Raw genomic sequence first — 22,770 nt, forward strand, 5'->3', positions numbered from 1 at the left:
GATGCACCCCTTCCTTACTCAGCACTGCTGCTGAAATCGAGATCTTGGCCTGGCTGAAGGGAGATAACTGCCTTCTTCCAGTCATTACGCTTGCCCAGACCGCGAGCAGTGCGCTTGCTCTTACCCAGAACGTTCAGGGTAGTGACGCGCTCTACTTTCACGCTGAACAGGCTTTCGACGGCCTTCTTGATTTCCAGCTTGGTTGCATCAGTAGCAACCTTGAAAACGAACTGGCCTTTCTTGTCTGCCAGAACCGTAGCCTTCTCGGAAACGTGCGGGCCAAGCAGAACTTTAAATACGCGTTCCTGGTTCATCCCAGCAGCTCCTCGAATTTCTTCACGGCCGACACGGTGATCAACACCTTGTCGTATGCGATCAGACTAACTGGATCGGAACCTTGAACGTCACGTACATCAACGTGCGGCAGGTTACGAGCAGCCAGGTACAGGTTCTGATCAACAGCGTCCGACACGATCAAAACGTCGGTCAGGCTCATGTTGTTCAGCTTGCCCAGCAGATCTTTGGTTTTCGGAGTTTCAACAGCGAAATCCTGAACCACGACCAGACGATCAGTACGCACCAGCTCAGCAAGAATGGAACGCATCGCTGCGCGATACATCTTCTTGTTCAGCTTCTGGGAGTGATCCTGTGGACGTGCTGCAAAAGTGGTACCGCCGCCACGCCAGATTGGGCTACGGATAGTACCGGCACGAGCACGGCCAGTACCTTTCTGACGCCATGGGCGCTTACCGCCACCACGAACGTCGGAACGGGTCTTTTGCTGCTTGGTACCTTGACGGCCGCCGGCCATGTAGGCCACGACTGCTTGGTGAACCAGCGTCTCGTTGAATTCGCCGCCAAATGTCAGTTCGGAAACTTCGATCGCTTGAGCGTCATTTACATTTAATTGCATGTCAGCTTCCCCTTAACCGCGAGCCTTGGCTGCTGGACGTACAACCAGGTTGCCGCCAGTAGCGCCAGGAACAGCACCCTTGACCAACAACAGATTGCGTTCAGCGTCCACGCGCACTACTTCCAGGGACTGCACGGTCACGCGCTCAGCGCCCATATGACCGGACATTTTTTTGCCCTTGAATACACGACCAGGAGTCTGGCACTGGCCGATAGAGCCTGGGACGCGGTGGGATACGGAGTTACCGTGGGTGTTATCTTGCCCGCGGAAATTCCAACGCTTGATCGTACCCTGAAAGCCCTTACCCTTGGACTGACCGGTTACATCAACCAGTTGACCAGCGGCGAAGATTTCAGCGTTGATCAGATCGCCAGCCTGGTACTCGCCTTCTTCAAGACGGAATTCCATGGTGGTGCGACCAGCGGCAACGTTCGCTTTAGCGAAGTGGCCAGCCTGAGCTGCTGTTACACGCGAAGCACGACGCTCGCCGACAGTGACTTGCACTGCACGATAGCCATCGGTCTCTTCAGTTTTGAACTGGGTGACGCGATTCGGTTCGATCTCAATGACCGTGACCGGAATGGAGACACCTTCTTCGGTGAAAATACGGGTCATACCGCATTTACGACCGACTACACCAATAGTCATGTTGTAAACCTCATGAGTGTACGGGGCTTTCACCCGCTATGGCCGCCCATTTCAGAGCGTTACACGACTAAGACCGAGTCTTAGCCGAGGCTGATCTGCACTTCCACACCGGCCGCAAGATCAAGCTTCATAAGAGCATCAACGGTTTTATCCGTTGGCTGGACGATGTCCAGAACGCGCTTATGAGTGCGGATTTCGTACTGGTCGCGCGCGTCTTTGTTGACGTGCGGAGAAACCAGAACGGTGAACCGCTCTTTACGGGTAGGCAGTGGAATTGGACCACGCACTTGAGCACCAGTACGTTTCGCGGTTTCCACGATTTCCTGGGTTGATTGGTCGATCAGGCGATGGTCAAAAGCCTTCAACCTGATACGGATTTGCTGATTTTGCATTGGATTTCAGACTCCGGCTGCTATTCCCACCGAGCGCAATACGCCCGTTAAAAGGAGGCGCAATTCTATAGACGCCCCAGATAGGTGTCAACCCAATAAAAAAGCCCCCGCTGAGCGGGGGCTTTCTCAAGTCAACAAGCAAACTCTATAAAAGAGATTACTCGATGATTTTGGCTACGACGCCAGCGCCGACGGTACGACCGCCTTCACGGATAGCGAAACGCAGACCATCTTCCATCGCGATGGTTTTGATCAGGGTAACAGTCATCTGAATGTTATCACCTGGCATTACCATTTCAACGCCTTCTGGCAGCTCGCAGTTACCAGTCACGTCAGTAGTACGGAAGTAGAACTGTGGACGGTAGCCTTTGAAGAACGGAGTATGACGACCGCCTTCTTCCTTGCTCAGAACGTAAACTTCTGCGGTGAACTTGGTGTGCGGCTTAACGGTACCCGGCTTAACCAGAACCTGACCACGCTCAACGTCGTCACGCTTGGTGCCACGCAGCAGTACGCCGCAGTTCTCGCCAGCACGACCTTCGTCGAGCAGCTTGCGGAACATTTCAACACCGGTGCAAGTAGTCACGGTGGTGTCACGCAGACCAACGATTTCCAGAGGATCCTGAACACGAACGATACCGCGCTCGATACGACCAGTCACAACAGTACCGCGACCAGAGATCGAGAATACGTCTTCGATTGGCATCAGGAACGGCTTGTCGGTCAGACGTACTGGTTCTGGGATGTAGCTGTCCAGAGTTTCAACCAGCTTCTTGACGGCAGTGGTGCCCATCTCGTTGTCGTCTTTGCCTTCCAGAGCCATACGAGCCGAACCGATGATGATTGGAGTGTCATCGCCCGGGAAGTCGTAGGTGGACAGCAGGTCGCGAACTTCCATCTCAACCAGTTCCAGCAGCTCAGCGTCGTCTACCAGGTCAGCCTTGTTCAGGAAAACCACGATGTACGGAACGCCAACCTGACGGGACAGCAGGATGTGCTCACGGGTTTGTGGCATCGGACCATCAGCGGCCGAGCAAACCAGAATAGCGCCGTCCATTTGAGCAGCACCGGTGATCATGTTCTTCACATAGTCAGCGTGACCTGGGCAGTCAACGTGAGCGTAGTGACGGATCTTCGAGTTGTACTCAACGTGTGCGGTGTTGATGGTGATACCGCGAGCTTTCTCTTCCGGTGCGCTGTCGATCTTGTCGAAGTCAACGATTGCCGAACCGAAAACTTCGGAGCAAACGCGAGTCAGAGCAGCAGTCAGAGTGGTTTTACCGTGGTCAACGTGACCGATGGTGCCAACGTTGACGTGCGGTAGGGAACGATCAAATTTTTCTTTAGCCACGACAATTAACTCCTAGCCTAAAGGGGCTGAATCAGCCTTGTTTTTTGGTTACGGATTCGACGATGTGCGACGGAGCCGTATCGTATTTTTTGAATTCCATAGAGTAGCTTGCGCGACCCTGAGACATGGAACGAACGTCGGTCGCATAACCGAACATCTCACCCAGTGGAACCTCGGCACGGATAACCTTGCCGGACACTGTGTCTTCCATACCCTGGATCATGCCGCGACGACGGTTAAGGTCGCCCATCACATCACCCATATAGTCTTCAGGCGTAACAACCTCTACAGCCATGATCGGCTCAAGCAACTCACCACCGCCCTTCTGGGCCAGTTGCTTGGTCGCCATGGATGCAGCCACTTTAAACGCCATCTCGTTGGAGTCGACGTCGTGGTAAGAACCATCGAACACGGTAGCCTTCAGGCCGATCAGCGGATAGCCGGCAACTACGCCGTTCTTCATCTGCTCTTCGATACCCTTCTGGATAGCCGGGATGTATTCCTTAGGAACCACACCACCTACTACTTCGTTCACGAATTGCAGACCTTCCTGACCTTCGTCAGCAGGAGCAAAACGGATCCAGCAGTGACCGAACTGACCACGACCGCCGGACTGACGAACGAACTTGCCTTCGATTTCACAGTTCTTCGTGATGCGCTCACGATACGAAACCTGAGGCTTGCCGATGTTGGCTTCGACGTTGAACTCACGGCGCATCCGGTCAACCAGGATGTCCAGGTGCAGCTCGCCCATGCCGGAGATGATCGTTTGACCAGTCTCTTCATCAGTTTTAACGCGGAAAGACGGGTCTTCCTGGGCCAGCTTGCCCAGTGCGATACCCATTTTTTCCTGGTCATCCTTGGTCTTAGGCTCTACGGCAACCGAAATAACCGGCTCCGGGAAGTCCATGCGAACCAGGATGATTGGCTTGTCAGCGTTGCAGAGGGTTTCACCAGTGGTGACGTCCTTCATGCCGATCAGGGCCGCGATGTCGCCAGCGCGTACTTCCTTGATCTCTTCACGGGCGTTTGCGTGCATTTGCACCATACGACCCACGCGCTCTTTCTTGCCTTTAACCGAGTTGATCACGCCGTCGCCGGAGGCCAACACGCCCGAGTAAACGCGGACGAAAGTCAAAGTACCCACGAATGGGTCGGTAGCGATCTTGAACGCCAGAGCCGAGAACGGCTCATTGTCGTCTGCATGACGCTCCATCTCTTCTTCCTCGTTATCAGGGTTGGTACCCTTGATAGCAGGAATGTCGGTTGGAGCAGGCAGGTAGTCGATAACGGCGTCGAGAACCAAGGGAACACCCTTGTTCTTGAAGGAGGAACCGCAAACAGCCAAGACGATCTCACCAGCGATAGTACGCTGACGCAGAGCAGCCTTGATTTCCACGTTGGTGAGTTCTTCACCTTCGAGGTACTTGTTCATCAGCTCTTCACTGGCTTCGGCAGCAGCCTCAACCATGTTGTTACGCCACTCGTCAGCCAGCTCCTGCAGTTCTGCAGGGATAGGCTTGCGAACAGGCACCATACCTTTGTCAGCATCGTTCCAGTACACAGCTTCCATGTTGATCAGATCGATCTGACCCTGGAAGTTGTCTTCGGAACCGATAGCCAACTGGATCGGCACCGGAGTGTGACCCAGACGTTGCTTGATCTGGCCGATCACGCGCAGGAAGTTGGCACCAGCACGGTCCATCTTGTTTACATAAACAAGACGTGGAACGCCGTATTTGTTGGCTTGACGCCATACGGTTTCCGACTGAGGCTCAACACCCGAAGTACCGCAGAACACAACGACAGCGCCGTCGAGTACGCGCAGGGAACGCTCAACTTCAATAGTGAAGTCAACGTGGCCCGGGGTATCGATTACGTTAAAGCGATGCTCGTCCTTGTACTGCTTCTCGGAACCTTTCCAGAAGGCGGTGATAGCAGCAGAAGTAATGGTAATACCACGCTCCTGCTCCTGCACCATCCAGTCTGTGGTCGCGGCGCCATCATGCACCTCGCCCATTTTGTGACTTTTGCCGGTGTAAAAAAGGACGCGCTCGGTGGTGGTGGTTTTGCCAGCATCCACGTGAGCGACGATACCGATGTTACGGTAGCGGCTAATCGGAGTAGTACGAGCCATAAAGCCCTCGCAAAATTAGTGAAGCTAAAATTAGAAGCGGTAGTGCGAGAAAGCTTTGTTAGCTTCAGCCATACGGTGCACGTCTTCACGCTTCTTAACAGCAGCACCTTTACCTTCAGCAGCATCCAGCAGTTCGCCAGCCAAACGCAGAGCCATAGACTTCTCGCCACGCTTACGTGCGAAGTCTACCAACCAGCGCATTGCCAGAGCGTTACGACGGGAAGGACGAACCTCGACCGGAACCTGGTAAGTAGCACCACCAACGCGGCGCGACTTCACTTCGACCAGCGGAGCGATGGCGTCGAGTGCTTTTTCGAAGAGTTCCAGGGGATCGGTGCCAGCCTTACGGGTCGCAACGGTTTCCAGGGCACCATAAACGATACGCTCGGCAACGGCTTTCTTGCCGCTTTCCATAACGTGGTTCATGAATTTGGCGAGGATCTGGCTTCCGTATTTCGGATCGTCCAGAATCTCACGCTTTGCTGCTACGCGACGTCTTGGCATGATAAGCCCTCAAGCGGTCTTCAGGTTAGCTCGGGACAGATCCAATGGATGCGTGCCCGACCTTACTCTTATCGACTCAATAAAATGAAAATCTGCAAAACGGCCGATTACTTCGGACGCTTGGTACCGTACTTCGAACGACCCTGGTTACGACCTTTAACGCCGGAAGTATCCAAGGAGCCGCGAACGGTGTGGTAACGAACACCTGGCAAGTCTTTTACACGACCGCCACGAATCAGTACCACGCTGTGCTCTTGCAGGTTGTGACCTTCACCACCGATGTACGAGGAAACCTCGAAACCGTTGGTCAGGCGCACACGGCATACTTTACGCAGTGCCGAGTTAGGTTTTTTCGGCGTAGTGGTGTACACACGGGTGCACACGCCACGACGTTGCGGGCAGTTCTGCAGCGCAGGCACGTCGGATTTCTCGACGATACGCTTACGCGGCTGACGTACCAGCTGGTTGATAGTTGCCATCTACTAGCTCCACTGTTGTCTTGCGACGCTATTGTCTTGCAAGAAAAGCAAAATGGCAGGAACGAATTCCCGCCAAATTTAGGGGATCAAGAGTCTAAAGAGGATCTTGTCCCCAGTCAAGGCAAGGCCCCGACCTCCCCGCCCCCCGAACCTCGACAAATTGTCTCGATTCGATGAACGGAGCGATCAGGGCCTTACGCTCATTTATCGCAGAACTCAGTTACCGCTCGAGTTCAGCGCTTCGGTCAGTGCAGCTTCCACTTCACTGGCGCTTACGCGCAACGGCTTGTCTGCTTCACGACGACGCTTGCGCTCGCTGTGATATGCCAGGCCGGTACCTGCCGGGATCAGACGACCCACGACAACGTTTTCTTTCAGGCCGCGCAGGTAATCGCGCTTGCCGGTGACTGCCGCTTCGGTCAGTACGCGGGTGGTTTCCTGGAAGGAAGCCGCCGAGATGAACGATTCGGTGGACAACGACGCCTTGGTGATACCCAGCAGAACGCGAGTGTACTTGGAGACGAACTTGTCTTCGCCGCCCAGACGCTCGTTCTCTACCAGTACGTGAGTCAGTTCCATCTGGTCGCCCTTGATGAAACTGGAATCGCCGGATTCAGCGATTTCAACTTTACGCAACATCTGACGCAGGATGGTCTCGATGTGCTTGTCGTTGATCTTCACGCCTTGCAGACGGTAAACGTCCTGGATCTCGTTGACGATGTACTTGGCCAGCGCGCTCACACCCAGCAAACGCAGGATGTCGTGCGGATCGCTCGGGCCGTCGGAGATAACTTCGCCGCGGTTGACCTGCTCACCCTCGAACACGTTCAGGTGACGCCACTTCGGAATCAGCTCTTCATACGGATCGCTACCATCGTTCGGGGTAATAACCAGACGGCGCTTGCCTTTGGTTTCTTTACCGAACGCGATGGTGCCGCTGACTTCAGCCAGAATCGACGCTTCTTTCGGACGACGAGCTTCGAACAAGTCGGCAACACGCGGCAGACCACCGGTGATGTCGCGGGTCTTCGAAGTTTCTTGCGGGATACGCGCGATAACATCACCGATCGCGATCTTCGCACCGTCCGCAACACCGACCAGGGCGTTGGCTGGCAGGAAGTACTGAGCGATAACGTCAGTGCCTGGCAGCAACAGATCCTTGCCGTTGTCGTCGACCATCTTCACTGCTGGACGGATTTCCTTGCCCGCAGCTGGACGATCTTTCGCGTCGAGTACTTCAATGTTGGTCATACCGGTCAATTCGTCAGTCTGACGCTTGATCGTGATGCCTTCTTCCATGCCCACGTAGGTCACGGTACCTTTCATTTCGGTAACGATCGGGTGAGTGTGCGGATCCCACTTGGCCACGATTGCGCCAGCGTCGACCTTGTCACCCTCTTTAACCGAAATCACAGCACCGTACGGCAGCTTGTAACGCTCGCGCTCACGACCGAAGTCATCAGCGATGGCCAGCTCACCGGAACGGGACACAGCCACCAAGTGACCATCCACTCGCTCAACGTGTTTCAGGTTGTGCAGACGGACGGTACCGCCATTCTTCACCTGAACGCTGTCGGCTGCGGAAGTACGGCTTGCCGCACCACCGATGTGGAACGTACGCATCGTCAGCTGGGTACCAGGCTCACCGATGGACTGGGCAGCGATAACGCCGACCGCTTCACCGATGTTCACCTGGTGACCACGAGCCAAGTCACGACCGTAGCACTTGGCGCAAATGCCATAGCGGGTTTCGCAGCTGATCGGCGAACGCACGATCACTTCGTCGATGCTGTTCAGCTCGATGAATTCAACCCACTTCTCGTCTACCAGAGTACCGGCCGGAACGATAACGTCCTCGGTGCCTGGCTTGAATACGTCACGGGCAATAACACGACCCAATACGCGCTCACCCAACGGCTCTACAACGTCACCGCCTTCAATGTGCGGAGTCATCAGCAGACCGTGTTCGGTGCCGCAATCGATCTCGGTTACAACCAGATCCTGCGCCACGTCTACCAGACGACGAGTCAGGTAACCGGAGTTCGCAGTTTTCAACGCGGTATCCGCCAGACCTTTACGAGCACCGTGAGTGGAGATGAAGTACTGAAGTACGCTCAAACCTTCACGGAAGTTCGCAGTAATCGGCGTTTCAATGATGGAGCCGTCCGGCTTGGCCATCAGACCACGCATACCGGCCAGCTGACGAATCTGTGCTGCGGAACCCCGCGCACCCGAGTCGGCCATCATGTACATCGAGTTGAACGACTCTTGGTCGACTTCAACGCCGTGACGGTCGATAACCTTCTCTTTCGAGAGGTTGGCCATCATTGCCTTGGAAACTTCGTCGTTCGCTTTCGACCAAAGGTCGATTACTTTGTTGTACTTCTCGCCCTGGGTTACCAGGCCGGAGGCGTACTGGCTCTCGATCTCTTTCACTTCGTCGGTGGCAGCACCGATGATGCGGGCTTTCTCGTCCGGGATAACGAAGTCGTTAACACCGATGGAAACGCCGGAGATGGTCGAGTAAGCGAAACCGGTGTACATCAACTGGTCAGCGAAGATCACGGTCTCTTTCAAACCAACCACGCGGTAGCACTGGTTGATCAGCTTGGAGATCGCCTTTTTCTTCATCGGCAGGTTGACGACGTCGTACGACAGACCTTTTGGCACAACCTGGAACAGCAGCGCACGGCCGACAGTGGTGTCGACGATACGGGTACCGCTCACGCTGTTGCCGTCACGGTCGTTGACGGTTTCGTTGATACGAACCTTAACCTTGGCGTGCAGTGCGGCTTCGCCGGCACGGAACACACGGTCAACTTCCTGCAGATCCGCGAACACACGACCTTCGCCTTTGGCGTTGATCGCTTCACGAGTCATGTAGTACAGACCCAATACAACGTCCTGCGACGGAACGATGATTGGCTCACCGTTGGCTGGCGACAGAATGTTGTTGGTCGACATCATCAACGCGCGCGCTTCCAACTGGGCTTCCAGTGTCAGCGGTACGTGCACGGCCATTTGGTCGCCGTCGAAGTCGGCGTTGTACGCGGCGCAGACCAGCGGGTGCAGCTGGATAGCCTTACCTTCGATCAGTACCGGTTCAAACGCCTGGATACCCAGACGGTGAAGGGTCGGTGCACGGTTGAGAAGAACCGGGTGTTCGCGAATCACTTCAGCGAGAACGTCCCAAACCTCTGGCAGTTCGCGCTCGACCATTTTCTTGGCCGCTTTGATGGTGGTCGCGAGACCACGCATTTCCAGCTTGCCGAAAATGAACGGTTTGAACAGCTCGAGAGCCATCTTCTTCGGCAGACCGCACTGGTGCAGACGCAGGGTCGGGCCTACGGTAATTACCGAACGACCGGAGTAGTCAACACGCTTACCGAGCAAGTTCTGACGGAAACGGCCTTGCTTACCCTTGATCATGTCGGCCAGGGATTTCAGAGGACGCTTGTTCGAACCGGTGATAGCGCGGCCACGACGACCGTTGTCGAGCAGAGCATCGACAGCTTCCTGCAACATACGCTTTTCGTTGCGCACGATGATGTCCGGAGCGGACAGATCCAGCAGGCGCTTCAAACGGTTGTTACGGTTGATCACTCGACGATACAGATCGTTGAGGTCGGAAGTCGCAAAACGACCGCCGTCCAGCGGGACCAGTGGACGCAGATCTGGCGGCAGAACAGGCAGAACGGTCAGCACCATCCACTCTGGCAGGTTGCCGGAACCCTGGAAGGCTTCCATCAACTTCAGACGCTTGGACAGCTTCTTGATCTTGGTTTCCGAGTTGGTTTGCGGAATTTCTTCGCGCAGACGGCCAATCTCGTGTTCCAGGTCGATAGCGTGCAGCAGTTCACGGACAGCTTCAGCACCCATGCGGGCGTCGAAGTCGTCACCGAACTCTTCCAGCGCTTCGAAGTACTGCTCGTCGTTCAGCAGCTGACCTTTTTCAAGGGTGGTCATGCCTGGATCGATAACGACATAGCTCTCGAAGTAGAGAACGCGTTCGATATCACGCAGGGTCATGTCCATCAGCAAGCCGATACGGGACGGCAGCGATTTCAGGAACCAGATGTGGGCAACTGGCGAAGCCAGTTCGATGTGCGCCATGCGCTCACGACGAACCTTGGCCAGTGCAACTTCAACGCCGCACTTCTCGCAGATCACACCACGGTGCTTCAAGCGCTTGTACTTACCGCACAGGCACTCGTAATCCTTTACCGGGCCAAAGATCTTGGCGCAGAACAGGCCGTCACGCTCAGGTTTGAACGTACGGTAGTTGATGGTTTCCGGCTTTTTAACTTCACCGAACGACCATGAGCGGATCATCTCAGGCGAGGCCAATCCGATACGGATGGCGTCGAACTCTTCGACTTGACCCTGGTTTTTCAGCAAATTCAGTAGGTCTTTCAAGGCCTTTCCTCCTGGCGGAGCAGAGAGCGGGCAATCCTGCCCCGCTCTCGATTCGCGTCACGTGTTATTCGGTTTCCAGATCGATATCGATGCCGAGGGAACGAATTTCCTTGATCAACACGTTGAAGGACTCGGGCATGCCCGGCTCCATACGGTGATCGCCATCCACGATGTTTTTGTACATCTTGGTACGGCCGTTCACATCGTCCGACTTCACTGTGAGCATTTCTTGCAGAGTGTAAGCAGCACCGTATGCTTCCAGTGCCCAGACCTCCATCTCCCCGAAACGCTGACCACCGAACTGCGCCTTACCACCCAGCGGCTGCTGGGTAACCAGGCTGTACGAACCGGTAGAACGCGCGTGCATCTTGTCGTCTACCAAGTGGTTCAGCTTCAGCATGTACATGTAGCCAACGGTAACTGGACGCTCGAACTTGTTGCCGGTACGGCCGTCAGTCAGCTGCATCTGGCCGCTTTCCGGCAGGTCTGCCAGTTTCAGCATGGCCTTGATTTCGCTTTCCTTGGCGCCGTCGAACACTGGGGTGGCCATTGGAACACCGCCACGCAGGTTCTTCGCCAGATCCAGGATTTCCTGATCGGAGAAGCTGTCCAGATCTTCGTTGCGACCGCCGATCTGGTTGTAGATCTCGTCCAGGAAGGTGCGCAGCTCAGCAACTTTACGCTGCTCTTCGACCATCCGGTTGATCTTCTCGCCCAGACCTTTGGCCGCGAGGCCCAGGTGGGTTTCAAGGATCTGACCAACGTTCATACGCGAAGGTACGCCCAGTGGGTTGAGAACGACGTCGACCGGGGTGCCATTGGCATCGTGCGGCATGTCTTCAACCGGCATGATCACGGAGACCACACCTTTGTTACCGTGACGACCGGCCATCTTGTCGCCCGGCTGGATGCGACGACGGATTGCCAGGTAAACCTTGACGATTTTCAGCACGCCTGGAGCCAGGTCATCGCCCTGCTGCAGTTTGCGCTTCTTGTCTTCGAACTTGTCGTCCAGCAGACGGCGACGATCAACGATATAGGCCTGAGCCTTCTCGAGCTGCTCGTTCAGAGCATCTTCAGCCATGCGCAGTTTGAACCACTGACCATGCTCAAGACCGTCGAGAACTTCGTCGGTGATGTCCTGACCTTTCTTCAGACCAGCGCCGCCTTCAGCCTTGTGGCCTACCAGAGCAGAGCGCAGACGTTCGAAAGTAGCGCCTTCAACGATACGGAACTCTTCGTTCAGATCCTTGCGGATCTCGTCCAGCTGGGACTTCTCGATCGACAGTGCACGAGCATCACGCTCAACGCCGTCGCGGGTGAAGACCTGTACGTCGATGACAGTACCTTTGGTACCGGTAGGTACACGCAGGGAGGTGTCTTTAACGTCGCTGGCTTTTTCACCGAAGATTGCGCGCAGCAGTTTTTCTTCCGGAGTCAGTTGGGTCTCGCCTTTCGGAGTGACCTTACCGACCAGGATGTCGCCTGCGCCGACTTCAGCACCTACGTAAACGATACCGGCTTCGTCCAGTTTGTTCAGTGCAGCTTCACCCACGTTCGGGATGTCTGCAGTGATCTCTTCAGGCCCAAGCTTGGTGTCACGCGCCACACAGGTCAGTTCCTGAATGTGGATCGTGGTGAAACGGTCTTCCTGAACCACACGCTCGGACAGGCAGATGGAGTCTTCGAAGTTGAAGCCGTTCCATGCCATGAACGCGATGCGCATGTTCTGACCCAGCGCCAGTTCACCCATGTCGGTGGACGGGCCGTCGGCCATGATGTCACTACGCTGAACGCGATCACCCTTGCTCACCAGCGGACGCTGGTTGATGCAGGTGTTCTGGTTCGAGCGGGTGTATTTGGTCAGGTTGTAGATGTCGACACCAGCTTCGCCGGTTTCAACTTCGTCATCAGCAACACGAACCACGATACGGCTGGCGTCGACGGAGTCGATCACGCCGCCACGACGAGCCACGACGCAAACGCCGGAGTCACGGGCTACGTTACGCTCCATGCCGGTACCTACCAGCGGCTTGTCAGCACGCAGGGTCGGTACAGCTTGACGCTGCATGTTCGAACCCATCAACGCACGGTTGGCGTCGTCGTGCTCGAGGAACGGAATCAGCGACGCCGCAACCGAAACTACCTGCTTCGGCGAAACGTCCATCAGGGTGACTTCTTCAGGCGCCTTGACGGTGAATTCGTTCAGGTGACGTACGGCTACCAGTTCGTCGATCAGGACTTTCTGGTCATTCATGGTCGCCGAAGCCTGCGCGATCACGTGATCGGCTTCTTCAATGGCGGACAGGAACACGATCTCGTCGGTGACCACACCCTCTTTCACCACGCGGTACGGGCTTTCCAGGAAGCCGTACTGGTTGGTGCGAGCGTACGCAGCCAGGGAGTTGATCAGGCCGATGTTCGGACCTTCCGGCGTTTCAATCGGGCATACGCGACCGTAGTGAGTCGGGTGTACGTCACGAACTTCAAAGCCTGCGCGCTCACGAGTCAAACCGCCAGGGCCGAGTGCAGAAACACGACGCTTGTGGGTGATCTCGGACAGCGGGTTGTTCTGGTCCATGAACTGCGAGAGCTGACTGGAACCGAAGAACTCTTTCACCGCCGCAGCCACTGGCTTGGCGTTGATCAGGTCTTGCGGCATCAGGCCTTCGCTTTCAGCCATCGACAGACGCTCTTTGACCGCACGCTCAACACGTACCAGGCCAACGCGGAACTGGTTCTCGGCCATTTCGCCTACGCAGCGAACACGACGGTTACCCAAGTGGTCGATGTCATCGACGATGCCTTTACCGTTACGGATGTCGACCAGAGTCTTCAGTACCGCGACGATGTCTTCCTTGCACAGCACGCCCGAACCTTCGATCTCGGTACGACCGATACGACGGTTGAACTTCATCCGGCCGACCGCAGACAGGTCATAGCGCTCAGGGCTGAAGAACAGGTTGTTGAACAGGGTTTCGGCAGCGTCCTTGGTTGGCGGCTCGCCTGGACGCATCATGCGATAGATCTCGACCAGCGCTTCCAATTGGTTGCTGGTGGAGTCGATCTTCAGCGTGTCGGAAACGAACGGACCGCAGTCGATGTCGTTGGTGTACAGAGTTTCGATGCGAACAACGCCGGACTTGGCAATTTTTGCCAGGACCTCGGTGTTCAGCTCGGTGTTGCACTCTGCCAGGATTTCGCCGGTAGCCGGGTGCACGATGACCTTGGCGGTAGTACGGCCCAGGACGTAGTCCAGAGGTACTTCCAGAGTCTTGATACCGGCTTTTTCGATCTGGTTGATGTGGCGCGCGGTAATACGGCGGCCCGCTTCAACAATGACCTTGCCCTTCTCGTCCTGAATGTCCAGAACCGCAATTTCACCACGCAGACGCGAAGCAATCAGTTCCAGGCTGAGGGTTTCGCCGCTCAGGTGGAAAACGTTGGTGGTGTAGAAAGCGTCCAGCACTTCTTCAGTGGTGTAGCCGAGCGCGCGCAGCAGTACCGATGCCGGCAGCTTGCGACGACGGTCGATACGCACGAACACGCAGTCTTTCGGGTCGAACTCGAAGTCCAGCCACGAACCGCGGTAAGGAATGATGCGCGCGGAGTACAGCAGTTTGCCGGAGCTATGCGTCTTGCCGCGGTCGTGGTCAAAGAACACGCCCGGGGAACGGTGCAGCTGGGAAACGATTACACGCTCGGTACCGTTGATTACGAAGGTACCGTTCTCAGTCATCAGGGGGATTTCACCCATGTAGACTTCTTGCTCTTTGATGTCCTTGATCGCTTTGTTCGACGATTCTTTGTCGAAAATGATCAGGCGCACTTTTACCCGCAAAGGTACGGCGAAAGTTACACCGCGCAATACGCATTCTTTGACATCAAATGCCGGTTCGCCCAAGCGATAACCGACGTACTCCAGCGCAGCATTGCCGGAGTAGCTGATGATCGGGAAAACGGATTTGAAGGCCGCATGCAGGCCCACGTCGCGGAACTGATCTTTAGTCGCTCCCGCTTGCAAGAATTCACGATACGAATCCAGCTGGATGGCCAGGAGGTAAGGCACATCCATGACGTCCGGCAACTTGCTAAAGTCCTTGCGGATACGTTTTTTCTCAGTATATGAGTAAGCCATCAGCGTTCCCCAGCTTGGTCACCTGCTTGTTTGGCCCCTCCCGACGGGAGCAGCCAGAAAATCGTGCAAACCCCATGGTTTGCGCCACCGCATCGGGTGGTTACAGCGCCTTTATCAGCACCGACCCAGTCGGCTGCCAATAACGGAAAAAGGCCGGTGGCAAGAGCCACCAGCCATCAGCCTGTCGCTTGACGCTCGGGCTGGAGGAGCAAAGTCGATACTTATTTCAGCTCGACTTTAGCGCCTGCTTCTTCCAGCTTCTTCTTGGCGTCTTCAGCAGCTTCTTTCGAAACGCCTTCAGCTACAACCTGAGGAGCGCCGTCTACTTTCTCTTTGGCTTCTTTCAGGCCCAGACCGGTCAGTTCACGAACTGCCTTGATCACGTTAACCTTCTTCTCGCCGGCTTCCAGCAGAACAACGTTGAACTCGGTTTGCTCTTCAACAACAGCGGCAGCAGCAGCTGGACCAGCCGAAGCAGCGGCAGCGGATACGCCGAACTTCTCTTCCATTGCCTTGATCAGCTCAACGATTTCCAGAACCGATTTTTCGCCGATTGCGTCGATGATTTGTTCGTTAGTCAGAGACATGACTTATTTCCTGAATTGGGGGATAGCCTGGAGGCCATCGAAATAAACAAAAATACGCGAGAGAGGAAACGCTCAGCCTCAGGCTGCAGCAGCTTCTTTCTGGTCGCGAAGTGCCGCCAGAGTACGAGCCAATTTGCTGGTAGCGCCTTGAATCACGCTCATCAGCTGGGAAATTGCTTCGTCACGGGTCGGCAGGCTTGCCAGAACGTCGATCTGATTAGCTGCGAGGAACTTGCCCTCGAACGCAGCTGCCTTGATCTCGAACTTGTCCTGACCTTTAGCGAACTCTTTGAACAGACGAGCAGCAGCGCCCGGGTGTTCGTTGGAGAATGCGATCAAGGTCGGGCCGGTGAACACGTCGTTGAGAACACTGTATTCAGTGTCAGCAACAGCGCGCTTGAGCAGGGTGTTACGTACAACACGTACGTAAACGCCAGCTTCACGAGCCTCTTTACGGAGTCCGGTCATTGCGCCTACTGTTACGCCACGTGCATCAACCACGACAGCGGACAGAGCGACTTTGGCAGCCTCGTTGACTTCAGCGACGATGGCCTTCTTGTCTTCGAGATTAATTGCCACGGGTTTAACTCCTGCTTGTTACCGTTTCATTCGATCGGAACCGAATGTCGTTTTGGTGTCTGATTCGGTAAGGAACCGGGAGCACCATCTGCGTAGGCTGATGGTTTAAGACTTGCGTCGCCTACGGTCTTGGATAGCCCCCGCCAGGCAGGGACCCCAATCTTTCAATTGGCGCGAAAAAAATCGCGCCAACCTTTGTCTTACGCGTCCAGCGAGCTCTGGTCGATAACCAGACCTGGGCCCATAGTGGTGCTCAGGGTAACGCGCTTGACGTAAATACCTTTCGAGGAAGCTGGCTTGATACGCTTCAGATCAGCGATCAGGGCTTCAACGTTTTCCTTCAGTTTGACGGCGTCGAAGCCCATCTTGCCAACGGAAGTGTGAATGATGCCGTTTTTGTCGGTGCGATAACGAACCTGACCAGCTTTAGCGTTTTTAACCGCGGTAGCTACGTCTGGAGTTACGGTACCAACCTTAGGGTTAGGCATCAGACCACGTGGGCCGAGGATCTGACCCAGTTGACCTACAACGCGCATGGCATCCGGGGATGCGATCACTACGTCATAGTTCAGGTCGCCGCCTTTCATTTCGGCAGCCAGGTCGTCCATACCTACGCGATCAGCGCCGGCAGCCAGAGCGGCTTCAGCAGCCGGACCCTGGGTGAACACAGCAACGCGAACAGTCTTGCCAGTGCCGTGCGGCAGCACAGTAGCGCTACGAACAACCTGGTCGGACTTACGCGGGTCTACACCCAGATTTACAGCAACGTCGAACGACTCGCTGAACTTGACAGTCGACAGCTCAGCCAGCAGGGCAGCAGCGTCTACAATATTGTAGGCCTTGCCTGCTTCGATTTTGCCGGCGATAGCCTTTTGACGCTTGGTCAGCTTAGCCATTACACACCCTCCACGTTAAGGCCCATGCTACGAGCAGAACCGGCGATAGTACGCACGGCTGCATCCATATCAGCTGCAGTCAGATCCGCGTTTTTGGTTTTCGCGATTTCTTCCAGCTGAGCACGGGTAACAGTGCCAACCTTAACGGTGTTCGGACGAGCGGAACCGCTGGTCAGACCGGCCGCCTTCTTCAGCAGAACCGAAGCAGGGGTGGATTTGGTTTCAAAAGTGAAGCTACGGTCGCTGTAGACAGTGATGATCACTGGAGTCGGCAGACCTGCTTCAAGACCCTGAGTACGGGCGTTGAAAGCCTTGCAGAATTCCATGATGTTCACGCCGTGCTGACCCAGAGCAGGACCAACAGGTGGGCTTGGGTTAGCCTGAGCGGCCTTCACTTGCAGCTTGATGTAAGCGGTAATTTTCTTGGCCATGAGGCACTCCAATTACGGGTTCGAACGCCTCGAAAGGCTCCCCGGTTACTTGCGCGTTTATCCCAGTGACGACAAAACCCCACAGCCTAGGGCTGCGGGGTTGGGATGCTTGTCCAGTTAGACCTTTTCGACCTGACTGAACTCCAACTCTACCGGGGTAGAGCGACCGAAAATGAGCACTGCCACTTGGATCCGGCTCTTTTCGTAGTTAACTTCTTCAACGACGCCATTGAAATCAGCAAATGGGCCATCATTGACTCGCACCGTTTCACCTGGCTCGAAGAGAGTCTTCGGCTTAGGCTTGTCGCTACCATCAGCAACACGACGCAGAATTGCTTCCGCCTCTTTATCGGTGATTGGCGCAGGCTTATCAGCAGTACCGCCGATAAAACCCATCACCCGAGGGGTATCCTTGACCAAGTGCCAAGTACCCTCATTCATATCCATCTGAACCAGCACATAGCCTGGAAAGAACTTTCGTTCGCTTTTGCGTTTCTGGCCATTACGCATTTCAACCACTTCTTCAGTGGGAACCAGAATCTCGCCGAAGCCATCTTCCATGCCAGCCAGCTTTACGCGCTCGACGAGCGAGCGCATTACATGCTTCTCGTAACCCGAGTAAGCATGCACAACGTACCAACGCTTAGCCACGGGACACCCTTAGCCGACAATCAAGGAAACAAGCCAGCCGAGCAGGGAATCAAGACCCCACAACAGCAACGCCATAACCAGAACAACAGCCACCACGATAAGGGTGGTCTGCGTGGTTTCTTGGCGAGTTGGCCACACGACTTTACGAATTTCGGTGCGAGCTTCCTTAACCAGTACAAAGAAAGACTTGCCCTTCGCCGTTTGCAAGCCTACAAAGGCAGCTACAGCAGCAATGACAAGCAATGCGAGTACACGGTACAGGATCGGCGAAGCAGAGTAATACTGATTGCCAACAACGCCAACAACCACCAAAGCGACTACTACAAGCCACTTGAGCAGATCGAAGCGAGAGCCTTGAGCTTCAGCTTTAGGAGTCATCTATGAAGATCCTGTGAAAAGAAAGCCAGACACACGAAGTGAATCTGGCAGGTCAGGAGGGAATCGAACCCCCAACCTACGGTTTTGGAGACCGTCGCTCTGCCAATTGAGCTACTGACCTAAAACAAAATCAGGCCGACCATTATGCCGGCCCGAAAAAGACATTACAACAACTTACTCGATGATTTTAGCTACGACGCCAGCGCCGACGGTACGACCGCCTTCACGGATAGCGAAACGCAGACCATCTTCCATCGCGATGGTTTTGATCAGGGTAACAGTCATCTGAATGTTGTCACCTGGCATTACCATTTCAACGCCTTCTGGCAGCTCGCAGTTACCAGTCACGTCAGTAGTACGGAAGTAGAACTGTGGACGGTAGCCTTTGAAGAACGGAGTATGACGACCGCCTTCTTCCTTGCTCAGAACGTAAACTTCTGCGGTGAACTTGGTGTGCGGCTTAACGGTACCCGGCTTAACCAGAACCTGACCACGCTCAACGTCGTCACGCTTGGTGCCACGCAGCAGTACGCCGCAGTTCTCGCCAGCACGACCTTCGTCGAGCAGCTTGCGGAACATTTCAACACCAGTGCAAGTAGTCACGGTGGTGTCACGCAGACCAACGATTTCCAGAGGATCCTGAACGCGAACGATACCGCGCTCGATACGACCAGTCACAACAGTACCGCGACCAGAGATCGAGAATACGTCTTCGATTGGCATCAGGAACGGCTTGTCGGTCAGACGTACTGGTTCTGGGATGTAGCTGTCCAGAGTTTCAACCAGCTTCTTGACGGCAGTGGTGCCCATCTCGTTGTCGTCTTTGCCTTCCAGAGCCATACGAGCCGAACCGATAATGATTGGAGTATCATCGCCCGGGAAGTCGTAGGTGGACAGCAGGTCGCGAACTTCCATCTCAACCAGTTCCAGCAGCTCAGCGTCGTCTACCAGGTCAGCCTTGTTCAGGAAAACCACGATGTACGGTACGCCAACCTGACGGGACAGCAGGATGTGCTCACGGGTTTGTGGCATCGGACCATCAGCGGCCGAGCAAACCAGAATAGCGCCGTCCATTTGAGCAGCACCGGTGATCATGTTCTTCACATAGTCAGCGTGACCTGGGCAGTCAACGTGAGCGTAGTGACGGATCTTCGAGTTGTACTCAACGTGTGCGGTATTGATGGTAATGCCGCGTGCTTTTTCTTCCGGAGCGCTGTCGATCTTGTCGAAGTCAACGATTGCCGAACCGAAAACCTCGGAGCAAACGCGAGTCAGAGCAGCAGTCAAAGTGGTTTTACCGTGGTCAACGTGACCAATGGTCCCAACGTTGACGTGCGGCAGGGAACGATCAAATTTTTCCTTAGCCATCGATATCACCCTTAACAGAAGAATTGAGCAAACAACATTAGCCATTAAAACAAAGGCAGATATTTTCATATCTGCCTTGTTATATGGAGCTCTTGAGCGGATTTGAACCGCTGACCTCACCCTTACCAAGGGTGTGCTCTACCAACTGAGCTACAAGAGCGAAACACTTTGCACAACCTGCAAACTTGGAGCGGGTAGCGGGAATCGAACCCGCATCATCAGCTTGGAAGGCTGAGGTTCTACCACTAAACTATACCCGCGGAGCCTGCAGCTCACGCTTAAATCTGGTGGAGGGAGAAGGATTCGAACCTTCGAAGTCGTAGACGTCAGATTTACAGTCTGATCCCTTTGGCCGCTCGGGAACCCCTCCTAATCAGGCCGGCATTCTATATCATGCCAAGCCCCTGTCAAGCATTTTCTCATTTAAAAACCTGAGCTTAGCTGCATTGACACCGCTTCACTTTGAAACCCCGTCTGGGTCTTCACTGTGGAGCGGGCGCCATTCTATGCAAACTATTCGGCAGGTGCAACCCCCTCACACAGCATTATTTTATGTTTTAACTCATTGAATTCCTTGGAAAGGTTTTGCAATTGCACACTCCCCAACAAACGCTGGCTCTCAGGCGCAACAGACAGCCAATAACCCGCCCCCAAAGCCCCCTTCGACGAGGACTGCCCATTAACCCCCATTTCAGCCAAACGCTGCTGAAGAGCTGAGATCGACTCCTGTCGAGTAAAGCCCCCGAGAAAGAGACACTCTTGGCGCCGCGCCCCCTGCACCTCCCGTACATCACCGGTCGTTTCACTCAGTAGGCGAATATCCTGCTGCGAACCCCGATACAAACTAAGAGGCGTCACATCCTTTGCCCGCAAGGGCGCCTCCTGCTGATGCCAGACATAATAGAAAACATTGAGAACCAGAAGCAGGAGGAACAACCAACGCATACAAACCTCAGGACAAAGGACAAGCCATAGCCAGCCCCACAAACACCAGGTCCGGAACGTTTCTGGCCTCAGGAACAACACCTGCAACCAGATCAGCATCACCACCGGTTATAAAGACAGCGAAGTCAGCCCCCCAATAGGAGCGCGCCATTTCCAGCTGCGTCAATACGAAGCCTCGCAACATCAATGAACACCCACGCTCTACCGCCTCAACGGTAGTCCGCCCCGGCGCGTTACTGGACAGCGCCCGTTCGGCAGCCAAATCCCCATAACGAATCTTTCGGGTATGAGTACGCAACTGGTTTCGCATCAGCGGCATTCCAGGACAAATAAAGCCGCCCAGATGCTCGCCATCAGCCGCGATAAAATCAGCAGTTACCGCCGTACCGAAATCCAGTACCAGGCAAGCACTTCCCGAAGACAGATGAAACCCACCCAGCATCGCCAGCCATCGATCAAGCCCAAGGCGCTCATAGTCTTCGTAACCATTTCTAACGCCTGACATTTCGCGAGCAGATTTCGCGCACACCACCGAAATACCGAATTCCCGCTCAATAATTTCGATCAGAGCGCCGGTTTCTTCACTGGTCCTTACACTGACCAGTCGACATTTACGCAGACAAAGCCGGTCAAACGCCCGCAAACTCTCAAGCAGCGCCAAATCCGAGTCGACGACCCCTTCCGAGACCAGGCCGCCGACCGTGGCATTCAGCACGCGCCATTTTATAAAGCTGTTTCCGCAGTCGAGCTCAAGAATCATCACGCAACCTCAGGCTGAGCTCACCACCACTAAATACTTTTTCCACGCCGTTCACCCTCAAGCGCAGAGCACCTTGATTATCAATTCCGAGCACCACACCATCTATGTGGCTGGCACCGGCAATCAACGATACCGATCGCTCCTGCCACAAGTGATTCGCCTCCCATTCCGCCCGAAGGACTGAAAAACCACTCACCTGATGACACCGAATGTAGGCGTCCAACTGATTACTCAGCTCAGCCACCAAAGCATTACGATCGCAGCTACTGCCGGACTCAAGTCGGATAGATGTCCACTGCTGATCAACCTCATCAGCAACCTGCATATTCACATTGATACCGATACCCAGCACCACATGACAGACATCGGCGGGGTCGCCAACGAGCTCAAGCAGAATGCCGGCAATTTTCTTGTTACCCACCAGAACATCATTGGGCCATTTCAAACCGGCATTTACCACGCCAAATCTTCGCAGCGCCTGCATTACAGCCAACCCTACAACAAGACTCAACCCTTCGAGCTGGCGCATTCCACCATCGATTCGAAGGACAAGGCTGTAATATAGATTTTCAGCAAACGGACTGACCCACTTACGACCTCTGCGGCCGCGGCCAGAAACTTGCCGCTCTGCAAGCACCAAAAACGGCGCCAGACTGCCTTGACCAATAGAACGCAATGCTTCGGCATTAGTCGAGTCGACCGAATCCAGAACGGTCACCGGCCAATCCGGTGCCATTGTCGATATCTTTAGAGAGTCGAGCAGCATTAATGGCGATGCCAGTTGATAGCCCCGCCCCCGGACTTTATGGATAGACAAACCCAGCTCAGCCTCTAGATGCTGAAGCTGCTTCCATACTGCACTTCGACTTATTCCCAGGGCCTCGCCCAGATCCTGACCAGAATGGAAACGCCCATCCTTCAGAAGATTCAACAACGTCAGCATGCAGGTCTCGCCTCACAATGAGGCCCGAATAATAGCCATGCCCCGCGCCGTTGCATAGAAATCAAGCAAGCGCTTTTCTAACGAGCAAAACAAAACCCCAACTGCTTTCGCAATTGGGGTTTCGGAATTTAATCTTGACGATGACCTACTCTCACATGGGGAAACCCCACACTACCATCGGCGATGCATCGTTTCACTGCTGAGTTCGGGATGGGATCAGGTGGTTCCAACGCTCTATGGTCGTCAAGAAATTC

General features: G+C 54.8%; 20 protein-coding genes, 4 tRNA genes and 1 rRNA gene. All 25 read right to left on the minus strand.

Annotation, left to right across the window (positions count from 1 at the left end):
• Nucleotides 1-14: 14 nt before the first annotated feature.
• The gene (gene rplW / locus AK821_RS24170) at nucleotides 15-314 is read right to left on the minus strand and encodes a 50S ribosomal protein L23 (protein WP_002555488.1); all 300 of its coding nucleotides are present in this window, start codon (nucleotides 312-314) and stop codon (nucleotides 15-17) included.
• On the minus strand, nucleotides 311-913 hold the full coding sequence (gene rplD, locus AK821_RS24175) for a 50S ribosomal protein L4 (RefSeq protein WP_007918468.1): 603 nt from the start codon (nucleotides 911-913) through the stop codon (nucleotides 311-313). Before rplD ends, rplW begins: the two co-directional genes overlap by 4 nt.
• A gap of 12 nt (nucleotides 914-925) precedes the next feature.
• Nucleotides 926-1,561 carry a 50S ribosomal protein L3 gene (rplC, locus tag AK821_RS24180; protein WP_003228738.1) on the minus strand — a complete coding sequence of 212 codons (636 nt, stop codon included), beginning with the start codon at nucleotides 1,559-1,561 and terminating at the stop codon, nucleotides 926-928.
• A gap of 80 nt (nucleotides 1,562-1,641) precedes the next feature.
• Nucleotides 1,642-1,953, minus strand: coding sequence for a 30S ribosomal protein S10 (rpsJ, locus tag AK821_RS24185; RefSeq protein WP_003186070.1), 312 nt, complete (start codon nucleotides 1,951-1,953; stop codon nucleotides 1,642-1,644).
• A gap of 157 nt (nucleotides 1,954-2,110) precedes the next feature.
• The gene (gene tuf, locus AK821_RS24190) at nucleotides 2,111-3,304 is read right to left on the minus strand and encodes an elongation factor Tu (protein ID WP_064392265.1); all 1,194 of its coding nucleotides are present in this window, start codon (nucleotides 3,302-3,304) and stop codon (nucleotides 2,111-2,113) included.
• Nucleotides 3,305-3,335: 31 nt separating this feature from the next.
• On the minus strand, nucleotides 3,336-5,441 hold the full coding sequence (gene fusA, locus AK821_RS24195; protein ID WP_064392267.1) for an elongation factor G: 2,106 nt from the start codon (nucleotides 5,439-5,441) through the stop codon (nucleotides 3,336-3,338).
• A gap of 30 nt (nucleotides 5,442-5,471) precedes the next feature.
• On the minus strand, nucleotides 5,472-5,945 hold the full coding sequence (gene rpsG / locus AK821_RS24200) for a 30S ribosomal protein S7 (RefSeq protein ID WP_007916467.1): 474 nt from the start codon (nucleotides 5,943-5,945) through the stop codon (nucleotides 5,472-5,474).
• 107 nt (nucleotides 5,946-6,052) lie between these two features.
• A complete protein-coding gene (gene rpsL / locus AK821_RS24205; protein ID WP_003186084.1) occupies nucleotides 6,053-6,424 on the minus strand; it encodes a 30S ribosomal protein S12 in 372 nt (123 codons plus the stop codon).
• Nucleotides 6,425-6,640: 216 nt separating this feature from the next.
• The gene (gene rpoC, locus AK821_RS24210) at nucleotides 6,641-10,840 is read right to left on the minus strand and encodes a DNA-directed RNA polymerase subunit beta' (RefSeq protein ID WP_016984189.1); all 4,200 of its coding nucleotides are present in this window, start codon (nucleotides 10,838-10,840) and stop codon (nucleotides 6,641-6,643) included.
• 64 nt (nucleotides 10,841-10,904) lie between these two features.
• Nucleotides 10,905-14,978 carry a DNA-directed RNA polymerase subunit beta gene (rpoB, locus tag AK821_RS24215; protein WP_064392269.1) on the minus strand — a complete coding sequence of 1,358 codons (4,074 nt, stop codon included), beginning with the start codon at nucleotides 14,976-14,978 and terminating at the stop codon, nucleotides 10,905-10,907.
• 221 nt (nucleotides 14,979-15,199) lie between these two features.
• The gene (rplL, locus tag AK821_RS24220) at nucleotides 15,200-15,565 is read right to left on the minus strand and encodes a 50S ribosomal protein L7/L12 (RefSeq protein WP_007916477.1); all 366 of its coding nucleotides are present in this window, start codon (nucleotides 15,563-15,565) and stop codon (nucleotides 15,200-15,202) included.
• A gap of 78 nt (nucleotides 15,566-15,643) precedes the next feature.
• A complete protein-coding gene (rplJ, locus tag AK821_RS24225) occupies nucleotides 15,644-16,144 on the minus strand; it encodes a 50S ribosomal protein L10 (protein ID WP_007916479.1) in 501 nt (166 codons plus the stop codon).
• 200 nt (nucleotides 16,145-16,344) lie between these two features.
• Complete coding sequence (rplA, locus tag AK821_RS24230; protein WP_007916481.1) at nucleotides 16,345-17,040, minus strand: 50S ribosomal protein L1; 696 nt, start codon at nucleotides 17,038-17,040, stop codon at nucleotides 16,345-16,347.
• Nucleotides 17,040-17,471, minus strand: a complete 432-nt coding sequence (gene rplK / locus AK821_RS24235; RefSeq protein WP_003228756.1) for a 50S ribosomal protein L11 — start codon at nucleotides 17,469-17,471, stop codon at nucleotides 17,040-17,042. Before rplK ends, rplA begins: the two co-directional genes overlap by 1 nt.
• A gap of 117 nt (nucleotides 17,472-17,588) precedes the next feature.
• Complete coding sequence (gene nusG / locus AK821_RS24240; RefSeq protein ID WP_007916492.1) at nucleotides 17,589-18,122, minus strand: transcription termination/antitermination protein NusG; 534 nt, start codon at nucleotides 18,120-18,122, stop codon at nucleotides 17,589-17,591.
• Between the two features lie 9 nt (nucleotides 18,123-18,131).
• A complete protein-coding gene (gene secE, locus AK821_RS24245; RefSeq protein WP_007916493.1) occupies nucleotides 18,132-18,500 on the minus strand; it encodes a preprotein translocase subunit SecE in 369 nt (122 codons plus the stop codon).
• Nucleotides 18,501-18,545: 45 nt separating this feature from the next.
• Nucleotides 18,546-18,621, minus strand: a tRNA-Trp gene (locus AK821_RS24250).
• A 53-nt stretch (nucleotides 18,622-18,674) separates the two neighbouring features.
• Complete coding sequence (gene tuf, locus AK821_RS24255) at nucleotides 18,675-19,868, minus strand: elongation factor Tu (protein ID WP_064392265.1); 1,194 nt, start codon at nucleotides 19,866-19,868, stop codon at nucleotides 18,675-18,677.
• A gap of 84 nt (nucleotides 19,869-19,952) precedes the next feature.
• A tRNA-Thr gene (locus AK821_RS24260) sits at nucleotides 19,953-20,028 on the minus strand.
• Nucleotides 20,029-20,054: 26 nt separating this feature from the next.
• Nucleotides 20,055-20,128: transfer RNA gene (locus tag AK821_RS24265), tRNA-Gly, on the minus strand.
• A gap of 25 nt (nucleotides 20,129-20,153) precedes the next feature.
• Nucleotides 20,154-20,238: transfer RNA gene (locus AK821_RS24270), tRNA-Tyr, on the minus strand.
• Nucleotides 20,239-20,381: 143 nt separating this feature from the next.
• On the minus strand, nucleotides 20,382-20,813 hold the full coding sequence (locus AK821_RS24275; protein ID WP_064392271.1) for a hypothetical protein: 432 nt from the start codon (nucleotides 20,811-20,813) through the stop codon (nucleotides 20,382-20,384).
• Between the two features lie 7 nt (nucleotides 20,814-20,820).
• Nucleotides 20,821-21,573, minus strand: coding sequence for a pantothenate kinase (locus tag AK821_RS24280; RefSeq protein WP_064392273.1), 753 nt, complete (start codon nucleotides 21,571-21,573; stop codon nucleotides 20,821-20,823).
• Complete coding sequence (birA, locus tag AK821_RS24285; protein ID WP_064392274.1) at nucleotides 21,563-22,516, minus strand: bifunctional biotin--[acetyl-CoA-carboxylase] ligase/biotin operon repressor BirA; 954 nt, start codon at nucleotides 22,514-22,516, stop codon at nucleotides 21,563-21,565. The genes AK821_RS24280 and birA overlap by 11 nt, the downstream gene beginning before the upstream one ends.
• A gap of 132 nt (nucleotides 22,517-22,648) precedes the next feature.
• Nucleotides 22,649-22,764 (minus strand): 5S ribosomal RNA (gene rrf / locus AK821_RS24290).
• Nucleotides 22,765-22,770: the final 6 nt, after the last annotated feature.

Origin of the sequence: Pseudomonas sp. RIT-PI-r (assembly GCF_001297015.1) — a bacterium.
Taxonomy (GTDB): Bacteria; Pseudomonadota; Gammaproteobacteria; order Pseudomonadales; family Pseudomonadaceae; genus Aquipseudomonas.

What these genes read in the sequence shown, in the direction of transcription:
- rplK (WP_003228756.1), bottom strand. Translation starts at nt 17,471, where the DNA reads ATGGCCAAGAAAATTACCGCTTACATCAAGCTGCAAGTGAAGGCCGCT.
- rplL (WP_007916477.1), bottom strand. Translation starts at nt 15,565, where the DNA reads ATGTCTCTGACTAACGAACAAATCATCGACGCAATCGGCGAAAAATCG.
- rpsL (WP_003186084.1), bottom strand. Translation starts at nt 6,424, where the DNA reads ATGGCAACTATCAACCAGCTGGTACGTCAGCCGCGTAAGCGTATCGTC.
- rpsG (WP_007916467.1), bottom strand. Translation starts at nt 5,945, where the DNA reads ATGCCAAGACGTCGCGTAGCAGCAAAGCGTGAGATTCTGGACGATCCG.
- secE (WP_007916493.1), bottom strand. Translation starts at nt 18,500, where the DNA reads ATGACTCCTAAAGCTGAAGCTCAAGGCTCTCGCTTCGATCTGCTCAAG.
- tuf (WP_064392265.1), bottom strand. Translation starts at nt 19,868, where the DNA reads ATGGCTAAGGAAAAATTTGATCGTTCCCTGCCGCACGTCAACGTTGGG.
- rpsJ (WP_003186070.1), bottom strand. Translation starts at nt 1,953, where the DNA reads ATGCAAAATCAGCAAATCCGTATCAGGTTGAAGGCTTTTGACCATCGC.
- rpoB (WP_064392269.1), bottom strand. Translation starts at nt 14,978, where the DNA reads ATGGCTTACTCATATACTGAGAAAAAACGTATCCGCAAGGACTTTAGC.
- rplD (WP_007918468.1), bottom strand. Translation starts at nt 913, where the DNA reads ATGCAATTAAATGTAAATGACGCTCAAGCGATCGAAGTTTCCGAACTG.
- AK821_RS24280 (WP_064392273.1), bottom strand. Translation starts at nt 21,573, where the DNA reads ATGATTCTTGAGCTCGACTGCGGAAACAGCTTTATAAAATGGCGCGTG.
- rplC (WP_003228738.1), bottom strand. Translation starts at nt 1,561, where the DNA reads ATGACTATTGGTGTAGTCGGTCGTAAATGCGGTATGACCCGTATTTTC.
- rplA (WP_007916481.1), bottom strand. Translation starts at nt 17,040, where the DNA reads ATGGCTAAGCTGACCAAGCGTCAAAAGGCTATCGCCGGCAAAATCGAA.
- birA (WP_064392274.1), bottom strand. Translation starts at nt 22,516, where the DNA reads ATGCTGACGTTGTTGAATCTTCTGAAGGATGGGCGTTTCCATTCTGGT.
- AK821_RS24275 (WP_064392271.1), bottom strand. Translation starts at nt 20,813, where the DNA reads ATGCGTTGGTTGTTCCTCCTGCTTCTGGTTCTCAATGTTTTCTATTAT.
- rplW (WP_002555488.1), bottom strand. Translation starts at nt 314, where the DNA reads ATGAACCAGGAACGCGTATTTAAAGTTCTGCTTGGCCCGCACGTTTCC.
- fusA (WP_064392267.1), bottom strand. Translation starts at nt 5,441, where the DNA reads ATGGCTCGTACTACTCCGATTAGCCGCTACCGTAACATCGGTATCGTC.